We start from the raw sequence: 25,897 nt of genomic DNA on the forward strand, positions 1-25,897 counted from the left end.
GACCCTTATACATGCTATACGCTCCTCTTTCAATATCTAACGTTATTTTACAGGATTCGCGGACTTTCTACAATAAAAGTGCTAAACAATTTTTATTTTCGGCCGAGAGCCGAACGTTGTCATTTTTTGCGCTTTCCCGGGTAATAATATTTCATTGCCCAGCTTTTCTCAATAGCCGTTTTTTTCGTTTCTCAAGCTCTTTTGTGTCTCGCTCGCTTAACGATGAGAAAGATAATAAAGATTCCGTGATGGAAAGAGCTGACCTTGCATCTTTTTGGCGATGCTCTTTACACTTCGCAAGCTCTATACCCGCTTTTAATGCTAAATGGACATCACTTGATTCAAATAATGTTTCCCAAATTCGAACTGCTTCATCCCACTCGTTTAGCCGTTTATATTGTAAGGAGAGATCAAAAGCCGCCTGATTGGCATGTTCAAAATCAGCACCTGTTAATTCCCGCAAATGCTTCGTAGCTTCCTGTACATCACGATGCGCAAGATGCCACCTAGCCAGCGCGTATTTCTCATCGTGCTCCTTTACTGCATCCATAGATAGAATTTTTTTGGATAGATGAATGTAGAGGCTGATTAACGAAAGGACGTCTAATTCATTATGAGTCAAAATCCCTTCAATGAGCTTCGGATTTTGTTCCTTTAAAAAGTGAAAATAGATCATCGGTGCCAAAAAACCCGGTGTGTCTCCTTCCCGGTGAACGTGCAGCTCTTCTTTTTCAACCACAGACAGCGCCATTCGTTCATATTTATGCTTCCACAACCGTCTTGACCCATGCAGAAGATCAAAGTGGCCAAACTCTGGAAGCGCAGGGATTTGATCTCGCAGCAAAGTATGTCTCGTTTTCACTTGCGGCCAATCGAATGATTTTCCATTATATGTAACGAGTGATTCTACGTTCACTTCATCGAGAAAGCTTTTATAAAGAGCCGCTTCATTTCCCGGATTTGTGAGCAGGTGCTGTTTCACCACTACTTTGTCAGCAAAGACCCGCGCATGTCCTAGCAAGAAGATCATATTTCCCGTTCCGCCAGATAATCCAGTTGTTTCTGTATCAAAGAAAAACAGTTCATGCGGCTTGTAACCTTTAGCCGATAGAGAATGCTGGATGCTGCTTTTGTTCCATGCCTCGATGATCTTTGGCAGTTCCGCAAACGAGTAGAGTCCATGCTTATCATCTAATGAATAGGTGACTTCTCGAATGAGACAAAAAGAATCCTCAAAGTGATAAGGAGCTGCACCTAACTTCTCCCATTCCTTTAAAAATGGAATGTTTTCGGCCGTCACAGGCTGAGGTTGCCCTTCCACTGCTTTTTGCCTTTTTTCGTTTGGCTGGTTGTGCGATAGGTGCTTCTTCATTCGATTTAATTTCCCTTTTAAAGACATGAGTAGGTATCTTCCTCCTTCCCCTTAAAATACAGACATCAATTCAACAATGCTGCTTTTTCCGCTCACCTCTTTCATTTCCATGCCAATGCAGGATGGACAGCCGTTCTCACAGCGGCACCGCTCTATCAGCTGAATGGCTGCACCTGCTATTTCATCGAAACGAGCTTGGACTTCTTTGCTTAAACCGATTCCGCCAGGGTAGTGGTCATATAAAAAGACTGTCGGTTTACCGGTATGTGCCGCTTTAATTTGTGAAACAACATGAATATCTGAGCGGTCACACATCACAAAAGCAGGTACAATGTGCTGAAGAACATTTGCGATGCCAAGCAGCAGCTGTTCAAGTGTCTTCTCTTCAAATCTCCGCTCTGCCTCGTGTAATTCAAACCAAGCCGCACTCGTATGAATTTCTTCTTCCGGTAAGTGAATCGGTCCAGACCCGATATTTTCACCAGTACTGAGCCGGATTTTTTTGAAAATTGTTGGCATTGCGTTGACAGTCACATCACCGTAGTGAACAGATACTGCTTCTTTCTCTGTTGTCTGATCGATTTCCAGTACCTTGAGCTGAACAGCTAAATTCGCATCTGTATAGTATTCTACATCTACTTGTTTCACATAAGCCTTCAAATGCTCGTAATCTAGCTTTTCTACTTGATACTGAACCCCTTCATGTAAATAAATCGCCTCATCATGAAGCAGTGTCATTGCACTGAATCGATCCATCTCTCCAATAATCCGAACATTCGCTACGTCGGATTGATCCACAATTACCACATTTTCTTGGCTTGCAGACCGCAGGCTGATGCCATGCGCTGGGAACGATTGATCTGACCAATAATACCGGTTCCCGCTAAAATGAAGAACCCCTTCCTCATGTAAGTATTGCAAAATGTCCTCTACTTCCATGCCGCCAAACTGTTCATCCGTCCGAAATGGCAGCTCGTAGGAAGCACATTTTAGATGATCCACTAAAATAATGAGATTTTCAGGATTGATTCTGGCTGCTTCAGGCGGTCTATTAAAGAAATATTCAGGGTGTCGGACAATATATTGATCAAGGGGTGAGGAACTTGCCACCATGATAATGAGCGCCTCCTCATGACGCCTTCCAGCACGTCCTGCCTGCTGCCATGTACTCGCTACACTGCCAGGATACCCCGTCATAATGCATACCTTTAGCTGACCTATATCTACCCCTAATTCTAGTGCGTTCGTGCTCACGACACCTAGAATGTCTCCTTCTCTTAACCCCTTTTCAATCACGCGCCGCTCTTTTGGCAAATAGCCTCCGCGATACCCGCGAATCGATTTTGGACCAATTTCTTTTTTCACAAGCTCTTGAATATGACTTAAAATCACTTCTACTCGTACTCTGCTTCTAGCAAAAACGATCGTTTGAATTTTTTCTTTTAAAAATGTTTTAGCCAATTGGTTGACGACAGTGGCAGCGCTTTGTCTAATATTTAATGGTTTATTCACCACCGGCGGGTTATAAAACACAAAATTCTTTTTACCGCTAGGCGCTCCGTTTCGTTCAATAAGATGCACTTTGCTCCCTGTGAGCTGCTGCGCCAGCTCTTTTGGATTTGCAATCGTTGCGGAAGTACAAATGAAAATCGGATCACTTCCATAAAATGCACAAATACGTTTTAACCTGCGAATCACATTAGCCACATGACTGCCAAAAACGCCTCGATATGTATGAAGCTCATCAATGACAATATACTTCAAATTCTCAAATAAACTGACCCATTTCGTATGATGAGGCAAAATAGCTGAATGCAGCATATCTGGGTTTGTGATGACAATATGTCCTGCTTGTCTGACTCGCTGCCGAATGGCCGGGGAGGTGTCCCCGTCATATGTTTCACTATGAATCGGAACATCCATCTCGTGGATGATCTCGTTAAGTTCACTCTTTTGATCCTGTGCGAGCGCTTTTGTTGGAAATAAATAAAGAGAGCGGTTTGTCTGGTCTTCTGCAATCGACTGAAGAACAGGCAGATTGTAGCAAAGCGTTTTACCTGAAGCTGTTGGTGTAACCGTTACTACATGCTCACCATTCATTACTCGTTCAAAGGCTTCTTTTTGATGAATATACAGCTCTTTCACGCCTCGTTTTTCAAGCGCCTTTTTTAGCCTGTCGTCCACTCTTTCAGGAACGGGTGAGGTCTGTGCAGGCTTTGCTTCAATTTCATGCCAATGTTCTACCTGTTCGTCTTTCTTTAATTCTTCTATCAGTTCGTTCATTGTTTTCTTTTTCATATTGCGTCCACCTCTCATTCTAGTGTACCGAATATTTGTTTGCATGACTAGGCGGCAATTTTTTGATGCGGACTTATGAGCAAATACTTTGAACTGTTGTAACAGTATCTATTACACTTCTAAAGTGAAATGATTTTATCAAGGAAGAAGATGATCAGATTGAAAAACGAATTTAAGCCTTTATTTGAACCATTTACGTTTCCAGGAGGCGCCTCTATTGATGGCCGGTTAGTGGTTGCTCCAATGACACACTTCGGTTCTCATGACGACGGCACCATTTCAAAAGACGAAATTGACTTCATTACAGCTAGATCAAGTGAAATGGGCATGGTCATTACAGCATGTGCGAATGTGACTCCAGATGGGAAGGCATTTGAAGGACAGCCTTCTATCGCAAGAGATGAAGATATCCCTGGCCTGAAAAAACTGGCTTCAGCTATCCAGGCAAAAGGAACAAAAGCCATCATTCAAATTCATCACGGCGGCTCTCAGGCTCTCCCTCATTTAGTTCCAAACGGTGATGTGGTTGCGCCAAGTGATGTGTTTAAAGATGGAAAACAAATTGCACGCGCTTTAAAAGAAGAGGAAATTACGCATATTATCGACTCCTTTAAAGAAGCGGCAAGACGAGCGGTTCAAGCAGGGTTTGACGGCGTGGAAATTCACGGGGCAAACGGTTATTTATTACAGCAATTTTACTCACCGCATAGCAATGAGCGTACAGATCAATGGGGAGGAAACGAAGAAAAACGTCTAGCTTTCCCTATTGCTGTTGTAGATGCAGTTAAAGAGGCCATCAAAGAGCATGCGGCTAAACCGTTTATCTTTGGATACCGGTTATCTCCTGAAGAACCAGAAACTCCTGGTTTAACAATGACAGAGACGTTTACATTAGTGGATGTTCTCAAAACAAAAAGCCTCGATTATTTGCATATCTCTTTAATGGAGATTGGCTCTAAAGCAAGACGAGGCGCAGATTCTAATAAGACACGTATGGAACTGCTAAAAGAACGCTGCGGCGATGCTCTTCCGCTTATTGGAGTAGGCAGCGTCATTACAGCTGAAGATGCACTCCATGCTTACAATCAAGGAATTCCTCTCATCGCTGTCGCACGAGAGCTGATCGTCGACCCAGATTGGGCAAAGAAAATTAAAGAAGGCAGAGAACAAGAGATTGAAACCGTCATTAAACGCAGCCAAAAAGACAAGTATCTTATTCCAGAAGGATTGTGGTCTGTCATGGAAGCGAGTCAAGGCTGGGTTCCAATGGAGGATTAATGTTCTCACCTCAATAAAAAACTACCCTATCAATGGGTAGTTTTTTTTCATGAACTATTTCATTTTCACTGTAAAGAGCTTGGACGTCTGCTTTTCTACAGAGCCTTTTGGTTCTTTATCAAGTCGTTCGATAAGGTCACCGTTCATAATCACAATCGGTGTCACTGTACTTGACGCTTTCTCTTCAATCAGTTCTAAATCACACGTAATAAGAGGATCCCCGATTTTCACCTTATCCCCTTCTTTCATGTGCGCTTCAAATCCTTCACCATTTAACCCAACTGTTTCAAGTCCGATATGAATCAGAAGCTCAAGCCCCGAGAGTGTTCGAATGCCAATTGCATGTTTTGTATGGAAGAGCTGAATGATTTCACCCTCTACTGGTGACACAATCGTCCCACTTTTTGGTTTTACTGCTACGCCGTCTCCCATCATCTTTTGAGAAAAGACGGGATCTGGTACATCAGTCATATCCATTAACTCTCCATCAACTGGAGAATAAATGACTTCTTCCTTTACATCATCTTGGTTTTTTCCGAAACCGAATAATTTTTTCAGCAATGTCAATTTGCTCCCTTCAAGCTTTGCTTCCTAAATCTATTTCGTGTATGAAACTTTACGCCCATACACCTTGCTTCATTCAACACTATTTAATCATAATTTTTTCCTCTCATCAATTGATAACCGCCTGAGCCCCCTCTGCATAGGCTGTAGATGAGAGGTGATTCAGATGAAACATGAAGGCGAAAAAAAACATGAAATGCTGGCAAATGAAGATATGCTATATGAAGCGATTGAACAATTTTTTGCATCCTCCCCGTTTCACGAGATATTAAATAGTGCAGAGGCACTCATGACCACATCGCATTCACTTGCATCCATTACGACCAATGTGACAGAGGATGAACAGAATGTGTATATCGAGATTCAATTTCCAGACCATTTTGTCGAAGGAGACATTGCGCTAGAAGTAAAAGCCCAATATTTACACTTATCAGTACAGGAAAAAATCAAAACGAATACGACTACCTCGTATTCAAGTTTTACTAAAACGATTTTAATGCCGGCAAAAATAGATGAGACAAAAATGAAGAGTGTGTGGAAAGATCAATCGCTTCATGTGTCTGCGCCAAAGCAAACAACCCAATAGTTCAATCTATTGGGTTTAGCTATGCTTTAAAAATGCTTGTAAATCCTTTCGCCAATGAGCCTACTTGATTCATTGTACTCATCATTTGGCCAGCTGTATCAAACATTTTGTTAAAATCGTATTGCCCATTCGTCTTTTTGAATTGTGACAGCACACTTTTAAATTGAGATGGCTGCTGTTTTTGCGGCCTTGGCAATGGATAAGGGTTCATAGGCGGCTGCATGGGCATCATGCCTGGAGGCGGCTGCATTTGGGGTGGATTCATCGCTTCAGGCGGCTGCATAAGCGGCACGTTTTCTTGGTATCCATAAGGCGGCTGATAAACAGTAGATGGTGCCTGATTCATTCCCCCTCCACCTTGATACGGCGGCATGAAATAGTCTGGAGGCTGCGGAGGCTGCTGCTGCATCTCTGGATACGGAAAAGGCCTTTGCTTGAATTGATTGAATTCATAAGGCTGCTGGTTTGAATAAGGGAACATCTATCTCGCTCCTCTCGCTCTCAACACATATTGATGTCACTCATATATTATGACCAAGAGCAGAAGATGTGCCTAAAGAAGCCATAAGAAAAACGCAGCATCATGTCTTTAGCTGCGCTTTTTGATTTCTTCTATTAAAAGGTTCAGAGTGTAAACCACTGACTCAACTAAATTTTTTACACGGGGTGCGTGCTGTTTACCAAAATAAGATTGCAGGACAACCTCTTTACCATTTTCTTTTACGGCTTCAAGCTGTTCTTGGTGTAAATATCTAGGTTTGGCCTGCTCAATAAACGAGATCGCAGCGGTGAGCCACTCCTCCATTTTCTGATCAAATGTAACAACGGCCGGCTGAATATCCGTATAAAAATCATACGATGGGTATTCCTCTTCAGCCTTTCCCTTTTGGTACTGCTTATACGCTTCTTCGATCCATATTCTCAAGTTTTGTGTATGTTCAAGTAATGTTTGATTATCCAAAGTGTTCACCTCTATGAACCATCCTATCAAACGTTTACCTATTGCTCAAATAGAAAAGCTATCCGGCGTGATATGCCGGTCTTGCTGCCAGTTTATACTCGGCTGCATGAAGCTTCACTTCACAGTCCTTTACTTCTGATTCAAGCCGGTCAATTATTTGTTCTTGCTCTTCTATCGCTGCACGTTTCGTCTGCTTCACAGCAAGAGACAGCTCTTCCTCCACCGCATCAATTTTTCGCTCGATTTCCTCTAACAACTGCATAATGGATTCTTTTGATACAAATTCGCTCATCATCAGATTCCTCCTTTATTGTCTCTCGTTACATTCTCTTTTCTTTCTCCCCCTCCTTCACACATGACAAAACTAGAAGCAAATCGCCAATCTAAGTGTAGATGAGCGCTATTTCTTCCTTTTCGACAGATGCTTGTCCTTCTTTGTATGATTGCGTCCGATTGTGTAAATTCTAAGGACAAAAGGAGGTAGATTTCATGAAAAAGCAGCCAGCACCAAAAGAGCAAAAGCCAAAAGGGAAAGAAAACAGTCCAGATCAGCTTGATAAAAAGCTCGGCGGTCCTAATCGTCCATCAACGTAAAAAAAAGCAGGCACCCCCTGCTTTTTATTTATGCAAAAAATAGTGCTCTAATGAGAAAAGAAAACGAAGCTGTCTTTTTTTATGGAAATACCAGTCGGTCAGATCAATCTGCTTTGGCAGCGGCTCTGCCTCAAATAAAGATGGACTCAATTTCTTTTGAAACCAATCTTCCCTTTGATCGTCTAATGAATGTGTCATCACCGGATAAACCGTCCGAAGAAAAGGTGTTGACCTTCTAGCGATCCCTAAAAACGGCTCAAAATCAAACCGAGACCCCGTATGCGGAACGGTATGCAAAAAATGATAAAAATCCGAAAACAAATCGGCTCGAAATAATAGTTTCGCTAGTTTTTTACCTAATGTAATGCGCTCCTTTACATTGGAAAACTTCCGTATGGTTATGCCGTACAAATGCCCGTCCACCGTTGGAAAAACAACGGTTTGGAAATGTCCCCACTCGCTGAAAAGATATTGAATCGAGTGAAAAACATTCTTTTTCAGAAGAGGATTTTGTATAATAGGAGATTGTATAGTATATTGTTCATTTATGATGAGTGCATATAGCAGACGCTCTGTGTCACGCTTTAGCCAGAAACGTTCCCACTCAGCGCTCATAAACCGAGACACGGAGAAATAAGGCAGCAGATGAAACAAAGGTTTACTGCACCTTTTAGACCATTCATACAAAAGAAGCTGAGGGTAAGCATCCGAAAAGATCAGCCAATTCGCTCTTTCATATGCTGTGAAAAAAAGGTGCCCCTGCTGATCCGTTAAACCTGGATGGAAGAGCTCGCCCTTTAAATCCGTCATGGACCACCCAGCATTTCTCGAGACAAAGGAAGCGAGCAGCGACCATTTCATCTCTGGATGCCGGTCATAAAAGCGCTTGTAAGCATTTGTCCTCGTCAGGTTGTCTTTATTTTTTGCTTTCGTTTCACGCAAAATTTGCTGAGTGATGATGTGCTCTTCTTGGGACAACATGGTGATCTCTCCAATACAAAATGCATTAAAAGGAGGCTGAAACTTGATGATTCGGTATCCAAACGGAAAATCGTATCAGCCCATTCAACAAATTGGGACAAAAAAAAGAATCAGCGGCGAATCCTCTTATAGTAACCGCGGGATGACGCTTGAGGCTGATTTAAATGAAACGAACCAATACTATTTGGTCAACGGGATCGCAGTCATTCATAAAAAGCCTACCCCAGTTCAAATTGTGAATGTGGATTACCCAAAAAGAAGTGCTGCTGTCATTAAAGAAGCCTATTTTAAACAATCATCCACAACAGACTATAACGGGGTGTACAAAGGCCGCTATATCGATTTTGAAGCAAAGGAAACCAAAAGCACTACCTCGTTTCCGCTCAAAAATTTCCACGACCATCAAATTGAGCATATGAAACAGGTTGAAAAGCAAGGCGGCATTTGTTTCGTTATTATATCCGCTTTTGGCTCCGTTTATTATTTGCCCGCTTCAGATCTCTTTTACTTCTGGGAGCGGCAGAAGAAAAACGGCCGTAAATCCATTAGCAAAGACGAATTAATGGAAGCTGGCCACATAATGACACTTGGATATTCGCCAAGAATTGATTATATTAAAGTAGTGGAGACACTTCATTTTTCGGATGAAAGCAATCAGCAATTACGTTCGAAAAAGGTTTAACACGAAAGGTTGAGATGTGATGTCTGATCAATTTACAAGTCGTGAACAGCGACGTAAAGCAAGTCAAGTTAACAATAAGAAGCAAAAGAACAAAAAAGGCAAAAAGAAAGCAGGTCTATTTAAAAAAATATTTTTATCTTTACTCGTGATCGGTCTACTTTGTTTAGTTGCCGGAATCACAACTTTTGCCGTTTTTGCATCAAGCGCTCCTTCTATTGATGATAGTAAGCTTAAAACACCATACTCTTCAAAGCTTTATGATAAAGACAAGAAAGTGTTTGCAGAAGTTGGTGCAGAAAAAAGAACGTATGTCTCGATAAAAGATATACCCGATGTGGTAAAAGACGCATTTATTGCGACTGAAGATGCACGTTTTTATAAGCACCACGGGATTGATCCAATCCGTATTGGCGGTGCCCTTGTCGCAAACGTTGAGGACGGCTTTGGTGCTGAGGGCGGAAGTACCATTACACAACAGGTTGTGAAAAACTCCCTCCTAACCAATCAAAAGACGTTAAAACGGAAAGTACAGGAAGTATGGCTCTCGATTCAGCTTGAGCAAAAATACTCTAAAGATGAAATTTTAGAAATGTATTTAAACCGGATTTTCTTCTCTCCTTATGCTTATGGAGTTGGGAAAGCAGCTGAACAATTTTTCGGAGTCACAGATTTAAATAAACTAACCGTTGCACAAGCTGCTACACTTGCAGGTATGCCGCAGAGTCCTTCTGCTTATAACCCAGTGAAACATCCCGAGGCAGCGGAAAAACGCCGTAATATCGTTTTAAGCCTTATGAAAAAACAAGGCTACATTTCAGAAAAAGAATATGACGTTGCAAAAGCAACCCCTGTCAGTAAGACAGTTGTTTCAGCTAGTAAATATAAGAGCCAAAACTCTAGTAAGTACTCTGCCTACATTGAAGAAGTGATGGAAGAAGTACAGAAAAAAGCCAAAGTGGATGCATCAACTGATGGATTAAAAATCTATACTTCCCTTGATCGAAATGCACAGGATCATCTAAATGATATCATCAATGGAGATTCAGTTGGATTTACGAAAGGGATGCAGGCGGGTGTGACCCTGCTTGATACGAAAAATGGTGAAATTCGCGCCATTGGCGGTGGACGTGATGTACCAGCCGGCGGCTTTAATTATGCGACGGATGCAAAACGCCAGCCAGGGTCCACAATCAAACCGATCTTAGATTACGGCCCAGTCATTGAAAACAAAAAATGGTCAACATATCAGCAAATTGATGATGCACCGTATACGTACTCAAACGGTACGCCGATTAATAACTTTGACAGAAGACACTTAGGGAAAATGTCGATGAGAAGTGCTTTGGCACAATCACGTAACATTCCTGCCCTAAAAGCTTTCCAAGAAGCTGGTACAGACAATGCCGTTCAATTCGCTAATAACTTAGGTATGGACTTACCTTCTGACATTCCAGAGTCCTACTCAATCGGTGGATTTGACGATGGTGTCTCCTCCCTGAAGATGGCTGGAGCATTTAGTGCATTCGGTAATAACGGATACTATAACGAACCGCATGCTGTCACGTCTGTTGAATTTAATGACGGTACAAAACTTGACCTTACGCCGGACTCAAAAGCAGCAATGAGTGATTATACAGCATTTATGATCACAGATATGCTGAAAACTGCTGTCCAATCTGGAACTGGTACACTTGCACAAGTACCGAACGTTCAAGTAGCTGGTAAAACAGGTACAACGAACTTTATAGAAAAAGATATTAAGACACACAATATCCCTTCTGGCGGTGCAAAAGATTCGTGGTTTGTCGGTTATACGCCGCAATATACAGCAGCCGTTTGGACTGGAATCGGTAATTCAAAAGATGCAGACGGCAAAGTATGGCTGAATGAAAACGAGCAGCGTGTTGCCAAAATTGTCTTCCAGCGATTAATTTCTCAAATTGATGATGGAAGCGGCTCATTTGAAAAACCAGACAGTGTCGTTGAAGCTACGGTTGAAAAAGGATCCGATCCTGCAAAATTAGCCGGACCGAATACACCAAGTGACAAGAAGACAACAGAATACTTTGTAAAAGGTACGGTTCCAACAAAAGTGTCTGACACTTTTGAGAAAAAAGAAGCCGATAAGCCTTCTGACTTAAAAGCGGTGTATGATGAAGAGAAAAAATCCATCACACTGACTTGGGGCTATTCTGACGACGCTGATGCTACATTTAATGTCAAGCAAGCAGTTGATAATGGCGGCTATAAAGATATTCAAAACAGCTCTGCTAAAGAAGCGGTCATCTCTGATGTGAAGCCTGGCTCCACTTATAAATTCCAAGTGACAGCCACTGTAGATGATGTCACAAGTAAAGCGGCTTCTACCTTCCTCACCATTAAGGATGACGCAGATGAGGAAGAAAAAGCGGATGATGAGAATAAAGAAGAAGAAGAACCGCAGCAGCCTGACGACGAACAGACAGACCAAACTGACAATAACAAAAATCAGCCCCCTGGCACTGATGAGCAAAAGCCTGATGACAAAAAAGATCAAGATAAGGATAAGGATCAAGACCAAGGTGGAAATACAGAAAACGGAAATAATGGTTCTTCAGAAAATGGCTCAGACAGTACAAATGGGAACAGCAGCAACTCGCAAACTGATAATAAAGATAAAAAGAAAGATGATGAGAAAGCCAACTCTCAAAGTTCCAATTCGCAATCAAATGCTACTTCTCGAAAAGAAGATGAATAATGAAAAAGCACTTGCCTCCTATGGCAAGTGCTTTTTTTAACGCTGCTGTCTGATTTTTTTTAATGCTTCATATTTTCCATACTGCTTTTTTAATTCCGTGTATAGCTCGTCCAATTGAATAAAGCAGTGATATTGAGTTGGTTTTAGCAAAATGAACTCTAAACGTTCCGTCCAATTAATCGGAGCAACAGGAAATGTCTCTTGCTTGATATGTTCCCATTCAAACGTTTGGACACTCTCCCCTTTGATCCAGTAAAACATCGCAATCATACTGACGATTCCTTGCAGCATATCATCTTCTTCACAGCGGGATTTTCTTGTTTGGAAACGAGGAAGCATTTTTTCTTTTAATTCGTCCCACAGCTCAAACATCACAGGAACAAATCCTTCCGTTTCCTGCCATGGAAACTCGTCTGTTAAAACTTCTGAAGATAGATCATATGCGAGCGGATTGGCTCTCAGTATATCTACTCGATCACCTTTAATCTCTACCTTTTTTTCTTTTAGCTTTTCGACATATGAGGTGAAAACAGCTGCCCCGCTCATGCCAGCTTCACCAATCCTTTTTTCAGCCTCTTCTGCCCTTCTCTGCACATATCAAGAAGTGGACACGATTCGCACTGCGGCCGCTGCGCCTTACAATGATATCTTCCAAAAAAGATTAGACGGTGATGCGTCACAGACCAATCTTCTTTTGGCACCTTTTTCATCAAGGTTTGCTCTACTTCAAGCACAGAATCCTTCCAGCGGCAGATGCCTAGACGCTTGCTGACTCGTTCTACATGTGTATCTACTGCTATTGCCGGTACTCCAAAAGCGACTGAAACGACGACATTTGCTGTTTTCCGGCCAACCCCAGGAAGCTTAACAAGCTCGTCCCGGTCCTTTGGTACTTCACCGCCATATTCTTCAATCAGCATTTTGCTCAACTTTTGAATGTTTTTAGCCTTATTTCGATAAAGACCAATCGAGCGAATATCTTGCTGGAGTTCTTCAAGCGGTACACTTAAATAGTCTTCTGGTGTTTTATATTTTTGAAATAACGTTTTGGTGACCTTGTTTACAAGCACGTCCGTACATTGAGCAGAGAGCGCAACAGCAATCACAAGCTCAAATGGGTTGGCATGAACAAGCTCACACTCAGCCTCTGGAAACATATCTCCTATAATATCTAAACACTCATTGATTTGTTTTTTTGATAACATGCCTTCTCCTTTATTGGTTATTGTTCCAGCCAATTATAAAAAGGAACTTGTCGTTTATAAGTGGACGTCTCTTCATTTGAAGGTGGCGTTTTCTGCTGAGAACGGAAGTGCTGGCTATGTTCTTTTGCTTCTTTCGCTGTTTTCAGCCCTTTCTTTTTCCACTCAAATAAAATTCGATCAATATAACGGAAATTTAATTTCCCTGATAAAACGGCTTCTCTTAGTGCTAGCCGAATCATCTCAGCATCATGATGGTCTTGATCCATCCAGATCGAAAGTGTTTCTCCTTCAAGAGGTGACAGCGGTCTGCCGAATTCATCTTCAAATAAAGCATATAAAGATTTTTCAGCCTGCACCTGTTGTTTTTGAACTTCTTTCGCCTGTTTTGTTTCTAAAAAGTCATACAGCACGCCCCATAAAGGTTCTACTGAGTAACGGTCATGCTGAATACCAGACCTGTCTTCAAATGGCTGAATCGAGATAAATCCTTTTTGAATCAGATGCTGAACCATATACGCGCACTCTTCCGCTGAAATGGTCATCCCTTGAGAAAGCTCTTCAAATGTTTGAAAGAAAACGCCTTGTTCTTCATTCATTTTAATCTTGAGCATCACCATCATCTGTGATTCATTCAGTCCTAACTGCTCATAATGAGCAATCAGCAAATTAGGCAAACTTGTCGACCCCATTTGCTGCATATTAATAAATTGCTGCCTATTCATCGGATACACCTCTTCACTTTAAGTATATCACGTTTTATTTCACGTGCCTCTCTAAAAAGACGTTTGAAAAAGCCTCCATTTGTTGGAGGCTTTCACGTCTTAAGGGTATAAACGGTTTAATAATCTTGGGAAAGGAATGGTTTCACGCACATGCGGCGCTCCGCTAATCCAAGCAACTGTACGTTCAAGTCCAAGACCAAAACCTGAATGCGGTACAGAACCGTATTGTCTTAATTCTGTATACCATTTGTAAGTTTCTTGATCAAGCCCATGTTCTTTCAATCTTGCTTCAAGAAGCTCTAAATCATGAACACGCTCAGAACCGCCAATAATCTCTCCGTAGCCTTCTGGTGCAATCAAGTCTGCACAAAGGACAACATCTTCACGATCCGGTGCTGGCTGCATATAAAACGGTTTTAATGATGTTGGGTAATGAGTGATAAACACTGGTTTATCATAGCTTTCGGCGATCGCTGTTTCGTGAGGCGCACCGAAGTCATCTCCCCATTCGATATCATCAAAGCCTTTTTCCTGCAAGAATTTTATCGCTTCATCGTAAGTGATGCGCGGGAATGGTGCTTTGATATTTTCTAATTTTGCTGTATCACGGCCTAGCGTTTGCAGCTCCACTTTACAGTTTTCAAGTACACTTTGTACAACATGAGACACATAATTTTCTTGATACTCAAGGTTTTCATTGAATTCGACAAAAGCCATCTCCGGCTCGATCATCCAAAACTCAATTAAATGACGTTTTGTTTTAGATTTTTCAGCTCTAAATGTTGGGCCAAATGAGAATACTTTTCCGAGTGCCATTGCTGCAGCTTCCATGTAAAGCTGGCCACTTTGAGAAAGGTATGCATCTTCATCAAAATATTTCGTAGCAAACAGTTCCGTTGTGCCTTCAGGTGCACTTCCAGTTAAAATTGGCGGATCTACTTTCACGAAACCTTCTTGATGGAAGTATTCATATGTAGCACGAATAATTTCGTTACGGATTTTCATAATGGCATGCTGTTTTTTAGAACGAAGCCATAAATGACGGTGATCCATTAAGAATTCTGTTCCATGCTCTTTTGGTGTAATTGGATAATCTGTCGCTTCATGAATCACTTCAATGGATTTCACTTGCAATTCAAAACCTAGCGGTGAACGCTCATCTTTTGTCACTTGACCTGTTACATAGACAGATGTTTCTTGAGTGACTGATTTCGCAAGCTTAAAGACTTCCTCTTCCACTTCTGCTTTTACTACGACTCCTTGAATAAAGCCTGTCCCGTCACGCAGCTGCAAAAATGCAATTTTTCCGCTTGAACGTTTATTGGCAATCCATGCGCCGATTGTTACTTCTTGATCGACGTGTTTGAACACTTGATTAATCGTTGTTTTCAACATAATTCCCTCCAAAGCCAGAAAGAAACTCACCTTTAGACAGGTGTGAATCTTTTTTCATACATTTTATTATAACCGTTCTAAATCAGCATGGTCAACGCAAGACAGGAGAAACTACGGTGTTAAATTTTTTTCCACGTGTCCTGTCGAGAAGTCGACATAGCTGAAGCTATATTGATTGTTTTCATTTAAGTATGTCACTTCCCAAAGAAGTACGTCACCTTCTCTCGCTAATTTGACTTCTTTTAGCTTAGAGACCGTGTTCTCCTTTTGAACGGCTTGTACTGCTTGATTCGAGGTAATGCCTTCTTTTGCTTTTTTTGCGATCACTTTTTCTTTTTTGCTGGCAGGAACCCAAACGTAGATCGTTTCATTCTGTTTGTTTTTCCCTTCAACAATAAATTGTTTTTCTTTCCCGACAAAGGTTTCCACTTGCTCCACTTGTACGATGTTTGCTTGTTCTTTTGCTCGTTCGATCGCTGCTTCATGCCCTTGTTCTCTTTGTCCCATGGCAATTTGATAAATCCACGTAAAGCTGATGATGCCAATAAGCAGAACGAGAGCCACTACAGATGAAATAATCCAGACTATTTTTTTCATGTCAAGCTTCCCCTATGTGCGATATATCGTAAATACCGCTTGATTTTGGTCTTCTTGATCTAATGCTAATCCAAACATGAGATCTTCTCTTTTAAGCGTTCTGTTCAATAAATCAACGATTTTGTATAGGTCTTCTGAATGCTTAATTTGAACAGTTGAAAGTACCTCTATTTTACTTTCCACTTCTAATTCCTCCTCGGTACGTAAATATTGTTAGTCATACTTTTCTGCACGGGAACCGATACTATTTTTACAACGGAACACAAAAAGCCGTTACGATAAATTAACTCCAAACCCACACCAGCTAAAGGCCGCTTATGACAGCGGCTTTTCGTTGTTAAGGTTTTCTATATACGCCTCAAGTGACTCTTTTGACATCTCGTGAACCGGCGCATGAGGGAGTGATTCTAAAAATAGTTTTCCATATGAAGCTGTTTTCACTCGGCGGTCTAAAATCAGCAATGTGCCTATGTCTTTTTCAGAGCGCAGCAAGCGTCCAGCTCCTTGCTTAAAGGTTAACACAGCTTCTGGTAAAGCGACGGCTTTAAACGGATTCTTCCCTTGTTTTTTAGCTGCATCACATTTGGCTTCAATGAGAGGAGAATCAGGCGGCCTGAACGGAAGACGTGCCATGATGACTGTTGTCAGCTCTGAGCCTGGAAAATCAACACCTTCCCAAAAACTACCCGTACCAAGTAAAATAGCTTGTTTTGCTAATTTGAACATTTTCGTTAATTTTACGGGGCTTCCGCCTGTCAAACCTTGAGCAAAAAGGGCTGACTGCATCCCTTCTGTTTTTAGCTCTTCATAGACTGCTTTTAACATCTCATGTGAATTAAACAAAACCAATATTTTTGCATGCTGCTGCTTTTCCATAACCTTAATATATTGCGCAGCCTGCTTTACATAATCTCGTTCATCACGGTTTGTAATCGGCGGCATGTCTGCTGGAACAATGACCTTAAGCTGTTTTTCAAGTTCAAAAGGTGAATCAATTTGCACAAGATGAGGGTAAAAATCTTGCAGGCCAAACCGTTCCAAGCAATAATCAAAGCGGTGATTGATGGTGAGTGTCCCTGATGTGAGGACAACACTCTTTTTGTTCATAAAGAAACGATCAGCCAAAAGCTCCCCAGTATCTAACGGCTGTGCATGCATAAAGACTGCGTTTTTGGCACCTTTTGCATCAATTTCAATCCAAACCGTTTCATCGTTTTTCGGTTCAAAGATAAACCGGTACAGTGTACTGCAAAAAGTATGCATAAACGACATGACTTGGTCGTATTCCTCTGCTTCAAAGGCAAAGTGTTCTGTCAGCTGATCACTTTTTTGAAGAAGCTCATTTTTTTGCTGTTCATACAGTTTCTCACAAGCAATTAACAAGGAACAAAGCTTACTTGCCGTTTCTTTAATCCGTTTCCACTGAGCATGCTTTGAATGATGACGTACTCTATGAATGAGACGATTGATGTCGGCTTTTGGTTTTGTCCTTTTCACAAATGAATGGACGGTGCTAAAGAAAGCGTCACTTTCCATTTGAAGCTGATTGAGATACTCATCCATTTCAATAAAGGTGTCTGTCTGTAACCCTGCATGATGAAATCTCTTTTTCAGTTTCTTTAACAGTCCGCCTTGCAAGGAGCCAAGCTGCGTTAATTTCGCGTGAAGCTGGATATAAGACGCACTATCCCCTAGTGTTTCATTGGCTGTTTTCTCAAATTGATGGGCTTCGTCTATCACATATACGTCAGCATGCTGAAAGATAGACGATGCCTCCGTTTGTGATAAAAGCAGACGATGATTCGTTAAAATTATATCAGCTGTTCTTGCCCTTTTTTTGGCGCGCTCATAAAAGCAATACTCTTTAAAACGGCGCTTTTTCGATGTAAACGGCATATGCACACAAGAAATGCGGTCTTTTATATTGGCAGCTCCTGACGGTAAATTCAGTTCAGATAAATCACCTGTTTCTGTTACAAGGAGCCACATTAAAATTTGCGCCTTCGTTAAGACGACATCATAGTTATCATCTTCCTCATGAAGCACATGCTCAAACTTATCTAAACAAATGTAATGCGCCCGACCTTTAAATACACAGGCAGCAGGCTCAAACGGAAGCAATTGATTCAACATCGGCACATCGCGCTGAAGCATTTGCTGCTGCAAAAGTATGGAATATGTACTAATAATGACAGGTTTTCCTGATTTCCTCGCTTCTAGAGCAGCTGGGATGAGGTAAGCGAGCGTTTTTCCAATACCCGGTGCCGCTTCAATTAATGCATAGGCTCTTTCATGAAACACGTCTCTCACTTTATTCATCATCGTAAGCTGGCCTTCTCTTACCTCATAGCCTTCTACCGTTTGCGGAAGCTTCTTTTTGATTTCCTCAAACAGCTGTTCATCATCTTCACTTACTGAATGTGTCGCCCTGCTGATAGGATTGGTGACATTTTTTACAGCAAAAGAGCCGACTTCCACTAAAGAATCTTCCCAGCTAGCATGGCTTGTTTCAAGCTGCTTAATTAAAAGTCCTATATCACTTAGGAGATAAGAGGATAATCTGCGCAGCTGCTTCAGCACATTTTTCGGTGTATGTTTTAATTGATGTAATAAAGTTAAAAATAACATGGCAGTAACTTCCGCATCACTATCCGCCCTATGCGGGTGGTCATGTGGAAGCATGAGCTCTTCACTTAATTCAGTGAGCTTATAACCTTCAAGCTCAGGATAAAGAATTCTAGAGATCTCAACTGTATCAATTGCTAGCACATCCAGCTCATTTTTCCCGCATGCTTTTAGTTCATCATTTAAAAAATTCAAGTCAAAATGAACATTGTGCGCAACAAAATAAGCACCCTGTATGAGATCATACACCTCTTGGGCAATGTCCTCAAAAAACACCGCATCGTCAACCATGTGCTGCTGAATGCCTGTCAGCTGTTCAATAAATCCTGGGATTGCTTTTCCCGGGTTCACATATTTTGAATACCGTTCGACAATTTGTCCATTTTCAATGACCACCGCAGCTATTTGAATGATTTTATCACCCTTTTTAGGTGAATTCCCGGTGGTTTCAATATCAACGACAACAAACCTTTGATCGGTCATAAAATGGACACCTCAATTCCTCGTTTCACCCTAAAGTGAAACACGCTCTGGACAAAATAGATGAAACAGAACAGCCTCTCTTCCTGAAACTGTTCTGTTTCCACGGAGCCTGCGTTATAAAATCGTTCTCGCAGGCTCTTGTCCAATCATTTGTTCAATTTGATTTTGTTTATTTAACACGACCACTTTTGGTGTATGTGTCTTAGCTTCTTCTTCTGACAGCATCCCATAAGCGATAATAATGACCTCATCCCCTGGCTGAACCAATCTCGCCGCCGCCCCATTTAGACAAATGACACCGCTCTTTCTTTCGCCGGGAATAATATATGTTTCAAGTCTCGCGCCATTATGATTATTGACAATTTGTACTTTCTCATTTGCCATCATACCTGCCGCATCAAGTAAATCTTCGTCAATTGTAATACTTCCTACATAATGTAAGTTTGCTTCTGTTACCGTTGCTTTATGAAGCTTAGATGTCATAAAGGTTCTATACATGTTTTTCACCGCTTTCAGGAACATGGAAAATCACATTATCAATCAGTCTTGCCCGTGAGAATTTCACCGCAACCGCCATAATGACTTGACCTGCTAACTGCTGAAGCGGCTCAAGTTCTGGATAAGAATAGATCTCAATATAATCAATTTCTCCGCACGTCTGAACAAGTTCCTCTTCAATCAGCTGATACACACGACTGACATCACGTTCACCGTTTTCAACAGCTGACCGTCCTTTTTTTAATGCGCGGTATAAAGCGGGTGCTTCTTGTCTTTCTTTTTCTGACAAGTACACATTCCTTGAGCTTTTCGCTAAACCGTCTTCTTCTCTGACTGTCGGTACAGATACAAGGTGAAGATCAAAGAAGAAATCCTTGATCATCGCATCGATCACAGCGACTTGCTGTGCATCCTTTAGTCCAAAGTAGACATTTGTTGGTGACACAAGATGAAACAGCTTTGTGAGCACAGTGACAACGCCGTCAAAATGTCCTGGACGTTTTTTTCCGCATAAGACATCTGTCCGCTTTTGAACCGTCATCGTAATAGATGGTTCATTTTGGTACATTTCCTTCACATCAGGTGTAAATAAAATATCCACCCCTGCTGCTTCTGCCAGACGCTGGTCTCTTTCCATATCCCTTGGATAGGATTCAAAGTCTTCATTTGGTCCAAATTGCAACGGATTGACAAAAATACTCATCACGACAATGTCATTTTGACTTCTTGCCTCTTTCGCAAGCGTCAGATGTCCTTCATGAAGAAAACCCATCGTTGGGACAAAGCCGATGGAATGCTGTTTTTCTTGATGCTGCTTGATTAATTCTTTTAGCTCGTGAATATGGGTGACAACATTCATTTTTTGATTCCCCCATATAAGCCATCAAGGACTTCTTCTTTGATATGAAACGTGTGCATGTCCTCTGGAAATGTGCGTGCTTTTACTTCTTTCGTATATTGAATGAGCGCTTCTTCTAAAACAGTATCAATTTGCGCGTATTGTTTCACAAACTTAGGTGTTCTAGACACCCCGTATCCTACCACATCATGGTAAACGAGAACTTGTCCGTCTGCCTCAGCTCCTGCACCAATTCCGATCACAGGAATCTTCAGCATGTCGGTAATTCGTTTTGTCAGTTCGCCAGGTACGCATTCCAGCACAAGAGCGATTGCACCGGCTTCCTCACATTTCAAGCTGTCTTCAATCAATTTTTGAGCACTTTCGTGGTCTTTTCCTTGCACTTTATATCCGCCAAGTACACCAACTGATTGAGGTGTGAGGCCTAAATGACTGACGACAGGAATTCCGCCTCTTGTTAAAGCTTGAATGGATTCAAATACTCCATCTCCGCCTTCTAGCTTTAAGGCATCGGCACCACTTTCTTGCATGATGCGTGCAGCATTTTTCATTGTTTCTTCTAACGAATAATGGTAAGACATAAATGGCATATCAGTCACAACAAATGTGTCTTTTGCGCCTCTTTTCACTGCTTTTGTGTGATGGATCATATCATCCATCGTGACTTGAACTGTGGAATCTAGTCCAAGTACAACCATCCCAAGTGAATCACCAACTAAGATCATGTCGACTTCCGCTTTTTCCGCTTGCTTTGCAGCTGGATAGTCGTATGCGGTCAGCATCACAATAGGTTCGTTTTGTTCTTTCATTTTGAAAAAATCTAGCTTTGTCTTCATTTGTTCCTCCTCATTCTGGAGAGGAGATGGCTTGCCTCACATCACATGCTTTGATTTCTCATGTGCGGCGAATCATCCCTCTGTCCAAGTCCCTTAGGATCAAGGCAGAAATTTATCGAATTTTTCTTCCTAACAGGTACAGTTCTTTGCAGATACTGCCCACACGAAGTATATCAAAAATGTGCCGGGTGTTCCACTCAAGTTGACTTGATCTCAATGTCTGCGGAGTAGATTTTTTGGATACCGTCCTCCGTTTCAAGCAATAAAACACCTTCTTCATTGATGCCAAGCGCCTTCCCCGTATATTGCCCATTGACGGTGCGGGCAACAATATGTTGACCGATCGTCATCGCAAACGATTCCCATAATTGTTTAATGGGCGCAAATCCTTGCTTCATATAATCATCATATCTTTTTTCAAAAGTGGACATGATCTGTTGTATAAGTGCAGCACGATCCACTTTTTCATTCAGTTCCATCCGCAGACTTGTGGCGACATCCTTTAGTTCTTCCGGAAAGTCATCAGCTGTTTGGTTCACATTTATGCCCGGTCCAATAATGACCGCATGAACCTGGTCAGCTTCTGCTTTTAATTCAGTCAGAATGCCAACGACCTTTTTTCCATTCAACAAAATATCGTTTGGCCATTTAATAGATGGACTGAGTCCTGTTTGCTGCGCAATTGCTTCTGCGATGGCTACAGATGCCAAAAGCGTCATTTGCGGCGCTTTATGCAGCGGAATTTCAGGCCGGAGAATGAGACTCATCCAAACGCCTGTCCCATGTGGTGAATGCCACGTTCTTTGAAGACGCCCTTTTCCGTTTGTCTGATGATCACTGACAACGATCGTGCCGTGGGGCGCACCTTCATTTACAAGATCATGGGCAATCAGCTGAGTTGAAGCGACTTCTTTCTGAAAGTAAATATGCCTGCCGAAGCTCTCTGTTTCAAGACCAAACAGAATTTCGTCCTCACTAATTTTGTCCGGTTTACGAAGCAGACGGTATCCTTTTCTTCTAACTGCTTCTACCTCATACCCCTCTTTTCGCAAGTCCTCCATATGCTTCCACACAGCTGTTCGGGAACAGCCAAGTTCATCACAAATCTGCTGACTTGAGACAAAATCCTCACTGGATGCTGTAAATAGTTCAATTAATCGTTTTCTAATTGCGGATCGCATGCTTTAAGCCACTCCTCTATGGCTTCTTTTCGGTTTTCTAAACGGTTTTGCAAAACGGCTTTTTTCACAAAATTGAGCTCCTCTGCAATCCATTTCCCAGACGACTTTTGCCGAAAGGCCATTAAATCTTTTCCTGAAACAGCGAGGTCTTGGAGCTTTTTAATCGGCAGTGCATCATAAGAACGCTTCGCTGCCTCCAGCTCATCAAAGAAAATGCGGCGCTCATGTTTTAGCTGTGTGATCTTCAAACTAGATAAGAGCACGTGTTCACCAGCTTCAAACATGTTTTCCGCATCCCAGTCACAATCAACGTATTTACTAATGGCTACTGCTTCTTTCAAAAGCTTGGTTGACAGCTTCCATTCTTTTAAGAAGGCCGCAGCCTCCGCTTCATCTAGGCCGAGCAAATGGATGCAAGCCCCCCATACCTCTTCTAGTCCATCCAGTAAGTAATATGGAAAGGCTTGAAAGGATTCATGAAGACGCTCCTCTTTGAGACCTGGCAATTCTTCATATAAATTGGTTGAAATGAGTACTTGAATGGCCTGCTCACAATGACGGCCTTTTAAAAGCTTCTCCATTTCAATCTTTTTGCGCTCAACTGATATGTTGGCAAGCAGATGCTTATCCTTTTTCATAGCTTCAGCCGTTTCATCAGCGAGTTCAAAGCCAAGCTGGCTTAAAAAACGGACAGCTCTCATCATGCGAAGCGCATCTTCTTGAAAGCGGCACGCAGGATCTCCAACAGTTTGAATTCGTTTCCGCTTAATATCCTGTTTACCACCTACATGATCAATAATTTCTCCATTTATATCCATGGCCATTGCATTAATCGTTAAATCTCTTCTTAAAAGATCTTCCTTAAGCGACGTAATAAACGCCACTTCTTTCGGTCTGCGAAAATCTTCATATTCTGATTCCGTTCGAAACGTCGTGACCTCATAGCTGACACCATCATGCAACACAATGACAGTGCCATGCTCCTTACCGACATCTACTGTTTTTTCAAATAAAGACTCAACCTTATCAGGTGTTGCATCTGTCGCAATATCGATATCACCGATTTCCCGTCCTAATAGAACATCTCTCACCGCTCCGCCAACAAAGTAAGCCTGATGCCCATGTTCGTGCAGTGTATGTAATATAGGGATCGCATGTGTGAATGGTTCATTCATCTTCATCATCACCTTCGATCAATTCTAGGTAAAGCTTCTCATATTCACTCACAATCTTATCAGAGGAGAAATGAGCCTGAACACTAGACTGAGCTGCCGCTGACACTTTTTCATGAAGCGCTTCGTCTTTCAGCAGAGACACTGCGTGCTTTGCTGCTCCGTCTATATCGCCGAGCGGGACAAGAAAACCTGTTTCTCCATGTGTAATGACCTCTGGAATACCGCCGACATCCGTACCGATACAAGGAACACCGCACGCCATTGCTTCAAGAAGCACAAGCCCAAAGCTCTCCTTCTCTGAAAGAAGCAGCTTCAAATCACTTATTGAATATAGCTCCTCAACCTTCTCTTGCTTGCCTAAAAATAACACGCGGTCTGTCAGTCCTAATTTTTTCACGAGTTCACATACAACCGATTTCTCAGGACCATCACCAATGAGCAGCAGCTTTGCCTGCACCTGTTCAGCAATCTTTTGAAACACATGAATCACGTCATGCACCCGTTTCACCTTTCGAAAGTTTGATACATGAATGATGACCTTTTCGTTCGGTAAAAGACCATAATGTGTCTTTAGCAAATCGTGATCTTCACGCAAATACACCCGTTCATCTACAAAATTATGAATCGTATCAATCTTTTTATCTGGTTTGATGAGATCGTATGTCTGCGCAGCTAATGAATGCGATACCGCTGTTACGCGATCCGATGATTCGATGGCGAACCGAATCACTTCTTTTAATGATGGATCATAGCCTAAAACCGTAATATCCGTTCCATGAAGCGTCGTAACGACTTTCACAGAGTGTCCAGTCATTTGTTTGGCTAGAAACGCACAGACAGCGTGCGGGACTGCATAATGCGCATGAATAATATCAAGCTTTTCTCGTTTTGCGACTTCTGCCAATTTACTTGCCAGCGCAAGGTCATAAGGCGGATATTGAAAAACTGCATATTGATTCACATCCACCTCATGAAAATAAATATTCGGATATACTTTATTAAGCCTAAACGGAATGCTAGAGGTAATGAAATGAACATCGTGCCCTTTTTCAGCTAAACGTTTTCCAAGCTCCGTGGCTATAATGCCTGAGCCGCCGACACTTGGATAACAAGTAATTCCGACCTTCAGTTTTTTCATAATTACCCCCCAAGTAAGTCATCGTCCAACAAAAGTGGTTTCTTTGTGATAAACCCTTCTGCATAAGCTTTGTTGACTTCTCTTCCATACATAGACTCTCTCATTTTGACAAAATCAATATAACCGTTCACAAGAGGTGTCTCTACTGAGTTTGCCGATTTAACAAATTGGCTTTTATACGCATGCAGGCTATCAATTTTTTGGTGCATTTCCTCAGAAATATCGATCACAAAATCTGGACGATGGTGCCCATTAATCATGTAATAATACATTTGAGTTATTTTATGCGCTGGCTGCTTGTATGAATCTTCAAATTTATGTATACCTGCAGAAAAAGCGGCCTCTTCTACAAGTGAGCCCGCATGGCCATGATCTGGATGCCGATCTTGGTGGTACGGAGCGAAAATCAGTTTCGGTTTGTAAGTTCGAATCACGCCCGCAATTTCCTTCATCGCTTCATCATTTAGATACAGCCCTCTATCTGGCAGTGTGAGCTGGATTCTCGCTCTGACACCTAAAATAGCGGCGGCGGCTTTTGCTTCTTCTTTGCGGCTCTCTACTGTTCCATTTGAAGATAATTCGGCCTGGGTCAAGTCGCAAATCCCGACGCGCGCCCCTTTTTTTACGTATTTTGCAATCGTTCCGCCCATTCCGATCTCTACATCATCGCTATGGGCACCGAATGCAAGGATATCAAGTCGTTTCATTTGTTCCTCCGTTTTTTGCTACATCTCGAAAATCAAACGTACCTTTATTTAAATTCCTGACTAAAATTTCAGCAGTTCCCATATTGGTGGCTAATGGAATGGTATACACATCGCAAAGCCGGATGAGTGCAGATACATCCGGTTCATGCGGCTGCGCAGTTAGCGGGTCTCTAAAAAAGAGCACAAGATCCATTGCATTATCAGCAATTAAAGCACCGATCTGCTGATCTCCCCCAAGTGGTCCTGATTGGAAACGATGAATGGGAAGCCCCGTCGCTTCTTTCACTCTCAAACCTGTTGTCCCTGTTGCGTAAAGTGTATGATCTGCCAAAATATCACGGTACGCAGTGGTAAACTGAATCATGTCACTTTTTTTCTTATCATGAGCGATTAAAGCAATGTTCATCAGGAATCCACTCCTTA

Annotated in this window: 27 protein-coding genes; 5 read left to right on the top strand and 22 right to left on the bottom strand. The window is 41.9% G+C overall.

The features are described 5' to 3' along the window. Nucleotides 1-151: 151 nt before the first annotated feature. Together MHI23_RS10275 and MHI23_RS10280 are read right to left on the bottom strand one after the other, a co-directional pair. The gene (locus tag MHI23_RS10275) at nucleotides 152-1,399 is read right to left on the bottom strand and encodes a ribonuclease H-like domain-containing protein (RefSeq protein WP_172880829.1); all 1,248 of its coding nucleotides are present in this window, start codon (nucleotides 1,397-1,399) and stop codon (nucleotides 152-154) included. A 24-nt stretch (nucleotides 1,400-1,423) separates the two neighbouring features. Continuing rightward, nucleotides 1,424-3,670 carry a DEAD/DEAH box helicase gene (locus MHI23_RS10280; protein ID WP_056767104.1) on the bottom strand — a complete coding sequence of 749 codons (2,247 nt, stop codon included), beginning with the start codon at nucleotides 3,668-3,670 and terminating at the stop codon, nucleotides 1,424-1,426. A gap of 159 nt (nucleotides 3,671-3,829) precedes the next feature. Between MHI23_RS10280 and MHI23_RS10285 the strand changes: the two genes are divergently transcribed. Further along, entirely contained in the window at nucleotides 3,830-4,948 is a 1,119-nt protein-coding gene (locus MHI23_RS10285) for an NADH-dependent flavin oxidoreductase (RefSeq protein WP_342491944.1), read from the top strand. A 54-nt stretch (nucleotides 4,949-5,002) separates the two neighbouring features. On the opposite strand, the gene MHI23_RS10290 is transcribed toward MHI23_RS10285, so the two are convergent. After that, on the bottom strand, nucleotides 5,003-5,509 hold the full coding sequence (locus MHI23_RS10290) for a PTS glucose transporter subunit IIA (protein WP_024422767.1): 507 nt from the start codon (nucleotides 5,507-5,509) through the stop codon (nucleotides 5,003-5,005). A gap of 169 nt (nucleotides 5,510-5,678) precedes the next feature. Between MHI23_RS10290 and MHI23_RS10295 the strand changes: the two genes are divergently transcribed. Then, nucleotides 5,679-6,098, top strand: a complete 420-nt coding sequence (locus tag MHI23_RS10295; RefSeq protein ID WP_056767106.1) for an Hsp20/alpha crystallin family protein — start codon at nucleotides 5,679-5,681, stop codon at nucleotides 6,096-6,098. Nucleotides 6,099-6,117: 19 nt separating this feature from the next. On the opposite strand, the gene MHI23_RS10300 is transcribed toward MHI23_RS10295, so the two are convergent. From MHI23_RS10300 to MHI23_RS10310, 3 genes are all read right to left on the bottom strand, one after another. Then, nucleotides 6,118-6,579 carry a YppG family protein gene (locus tag MHI23_RS10300; protein WP_024422769.1) on the bottom strand — a complete coding sequence of 154 codons (462 nt, stop codon included), beginning with the start codon at nucleotides 6,577-6,579 and terminating at the stop codon, nucleotides 6,118-6,120. A gap of 108 nt (nucleotides 6,580-6,687) precedes the next feature. Continuing rightward, nucleotides 6,688-7,068 carry a YppE family protein gene (locus tag MHI23_RS10305; protein WP_226340828.1) on the bottom strand — a complete coding sequence of 127 codons (381 nt, stop codon included), beginning with the start codon at nucleotides 7,066-7,068 and terminating at the stop codon, nucleotides 6,688-6,690. Between the two features lie 49 nt (nucleotides 7,069-7,117). Then, a complete protein-coding gene (locus MHI23_RS10310) occupies nucleotides 7,118-7,351 on the bottom strand; it encodes a DUF5446 family protein (protein ID WP_223251001.1) in 234 nt (77 codons plus the stop codon). A gap of 197 nt (nucleotides 7,352-7,548) precedes the next feature. Here MHI23_RS10310 and sspM point away from each other — a divergent pair, with 197 nt between their 5' ends. Further along, a complete protein-coding gene (gene sspM, locus MHI23_RS10315; protein ID WP_024422772.1) occupies nucleotides 7,549-7,653 on the top strand; it encodes an acid-soluble spore protein SspM in 105 nt (34 codons plus the stop codon). Nucleotides 7,654-7,677: 24 nt separating this feature from the next. On the opposite strand, the gene MHI23_RS10320 is transcribed toward sspM, so the two are convergent. Further along, nucleotides 7,678-8,634 carry a DUF2515 domain-containing protein gene (locus tag MHI23_RS10320; RefSeq protein ID WP_056767111.1) on the bottom strand — a complete coding sequence of 319 codons (957 nt, stop codon included), beginning with the start codon at nucleotides 8,632-8,634 and terminating at the stop codon, nucleotides 7,678-7,680. A gap of 46 nt (nucleotides 8,635-8,680) precedes the next feature. Between MHI23_RS10320 and recU the strand changes: the two genes are divergently transcribed. Both recU and MHI23_RS10330 read left to right on the top strand, forming a co-directional pair. Continuing rightward, a complete protein-coding gene (gene recU, locus MHI23_RS10325; RefSeq protein ID WP_024428112.1) occupies nucleotides 8,681-9,316 on the top strand; it encodes a Holliday junction resolvase RecU in 636 nt (211 codons plus the stop codon). Between the two features lie 19 nt (nucleotides 9,317-9,335). Next, a complete protein-coding gene (locus tag MHI23_RS10330) occupies nucleotides 9,336-12,053 on the top strand; it encodes a PBP1A family penicillin-binding protein (protein ID WP_056767113.1) in 2,718 nt (905 codons plus the stop codon). A gap of 36 nt (nucleotides 12,054-12,089) precedes the next feature. On the opposite strand, the gene MHI23_RS10335 is transcribed toward MHI23_RS10330, so the two are convergent. The 15 genes from MHI23_RS10335 to mgsA form a co-directional block, all read right to left on the bottom strand. Further along, complete coding sequence (locus MHI23_RS10335; protein WP_025093074.1) at nucleotides 12,090-12,599, bottom strand: YpoC family protein; 510 nt, start codon at nucleotides 12,597-12,599, stop codon at nucleotides 12,090-12,092. Beyond that, on the bottom strand, nucleotides 12,596-13,258 hold the full coding sequence (gene nth, locus MHI23_RS10340) for an endonuclease III (RefSeq protein WP_024422776.1): 663 nt from the start codon (nucleotides 13,256-13,258) through the stop codon (nucleotides 12,596-12,598). Before nth ends, MHI23_RS10335 begins: the two co-directional genes overlap by 4 nt. Nucleotides 13,259-13,275: 17 nt before the next feature. After that, nucleotides 13,276-13,980, bottom strand: coding sequence for a DnaD domain-containing protein (locus MHI23_RS10345; RefSeq protein ID WP_024422777.1), 705 nt, complete (start codon nucleotides 13,978-13,980; stop codon nucleotides 13,276-13,278). Nucleotides 13,981-14,079: 99 nt separating this feature from the next. Next, a complete protein-coding gene (gene asnS, locus MHI23_RS10350; RefSeq protein WP_024428109.1) occupies nucleotides 14,080-15,372 on the bottom strand; it encodes an asparagine--tRNA ligase in 1,293 nt (430 codons plus the stop codon). 114 nt (nucleotides 15,373-15,486) lie between these two features. Beyond that, nucleotides 15,487-15,972 (bottom strand): cell wall elongation/penicillin-binding protein regulator TseB, encoded by a 486-nt coding sequence (gene tseB, locus MHI23_RS10355; protein ID WP_056767115.1) that lies wholly within the window; start codon nucleotides 15,970-15,972, stop codon nucleotides 15,487-15,489. A gap of 12 nt (nucleotides 15,973-15,984) precedes the next feature. Next, on the bottom strand, nucleotides 15,985-16,155 hold the full coding sequence (locus MHI23_RS10360) for a YpmA family protein (protein ID WP_065214698.1): 171 nt from the start codon (nucleotides 16,153-16,155) through the stop codon (nucleotides 15,985-15,987). A gap of 132 nt (nucleotides 16,156-16,287) precedes the next feature. Further along, nucleotides 16,288-19,080, bottom strand: a complete 2,793-nt coding sequence (gene dinG, locus MHI23_RS10365; protein ID WP_056767117.1) for an ATP-dependent DNA helicase DinG — start codon at nucleotides 19,078-19,080, stop codon at nucleotides 16,288-16,290. 114 nt (nucleotides 19,081-19,194) lie between these two features. Then, entirely contained in the window at nucleotides 19,195-19,578 is a 384-nt protein-coding gene (gene panD, locus MHI23_RS10370; RefSeq protein ID WP_024422780.1) for an aspartate 1-decarboxylase, read from the bottom strand. Further along, on the bottom strand, nucleotides 19,571-20,437 hold the full coding sequence (panC, locus tag MHI23_RS10375; RefSeq protein WP_056767120.1) for a pantoate--beta-alanine ligase: 867 nt from the start codon (nucleotides 20,435-20,437) through the stop codon (nucleotides 19,571-19,573). The genes panD and panC overlap by 8 nt, the downstream gene beginning before the upstream one ends. Continuing rightward, the gene (gene panB / locus MHI23_RS10380; RefSeq protein ID WP_024422781.1) at nucleotides 20,434-21,273 is read right to left on the bottom strand and encodes a 3-methyl-2-oxobutanoate hydroxymethyltransferase; all 840 of its coding nucleotides are present in this window, start codon (nucleotides 21,271-21,273) and stop codon (nucleotides 20,434-20,436) included. The genes panC and panB overlap by 4 nt, the downstream gene beginning before the upstream one ends. Nucleotides 21,274-21,470: 197 nt before the next feature. Next, nucleotides 21,471-22,454 carry a biotin--[acetyl-CoA-carboxylase] ligase gene (locus MHI23_RS10385; protein ID WP_056767122.1) on the bottom strand — a complete coding sequence of 328 codons (984 nt, stop codon included), beginning with the start codon at nucleotides 22,452-22,454 and terminating at the stop codon, nucleotides 21,471-21,473. Next, entirely contained in the window at nucleotides 22,427-23,629 is a 1,203-nt protein-coding gene (locus MHI23_RS10390) for a CCA tRNA nucleotidyltransferase (RefSeq protein WP_056767124.1), read from the bottom strand. The genes MHI23_RS10385 and MHI23_RS10390 overlap by 28 nt, the downstream gene beginning before the upstream one ends. Continuing rightward, nucleotides 23,622-24,767, bottom strand: a complete 1,146-nt coding sequence (gene bshA, locus MHI23_RS10395) for an N-acetyl-alpha-D-glucosaminyl L-malate synthase BshA (protein ID WP_024422784.1) — start codon at nucleotides 24,765-24,767, stop codon at nucleotides 23,622-23,624. The genes MHI23_RS10390 and bshA overlap by 8 nt, the downstream gene beginning before the upstream one ends. A gap of 2 nt (nucleotides 24,768-24,769) precedes the next feature. Further along, nucleotides 24,770-25,474 carry a bacillithiol biosynthesis deacetylase BshB1 gene (bshB1, locus tag MHI23_RS10400; protein ID WP_034623468.1) on the bottom strand — a complete coding sequence of 235 codons (705 nt, stop codon included), beginning with the start codon at nucleotides 25,472-25,474 and terminating at the stop codon, nucleotides 24,770-24,772. Continuing rightward, nucleotides 25,461-25,880 (bottom strand): methylglyoxal synthase, encoded by a 420-nt coding sequence (gene mgsA, locus MHI23_RS10405; RefSeq protein WP_024422786.1) that lies wholly within the window; start codon nucleotides 25,878-25,880, stop codon nucleotides 25,461-25,463. Before mgsA ends, bshB1 begins: the two co-directional genes overlap by 14 nt. Nucleotides 25,881-25,897: the final 17 nt, after the last annotated feature.

Source organism: Bacillus sp. FSL M7-0003, from assembly GCF_038628485.1.
Classification (GTDB): Bacteria; Bacillota; Bacilli; order Bacillales; family Bacillaceae; genus Bacillus; species Bacillus safensis.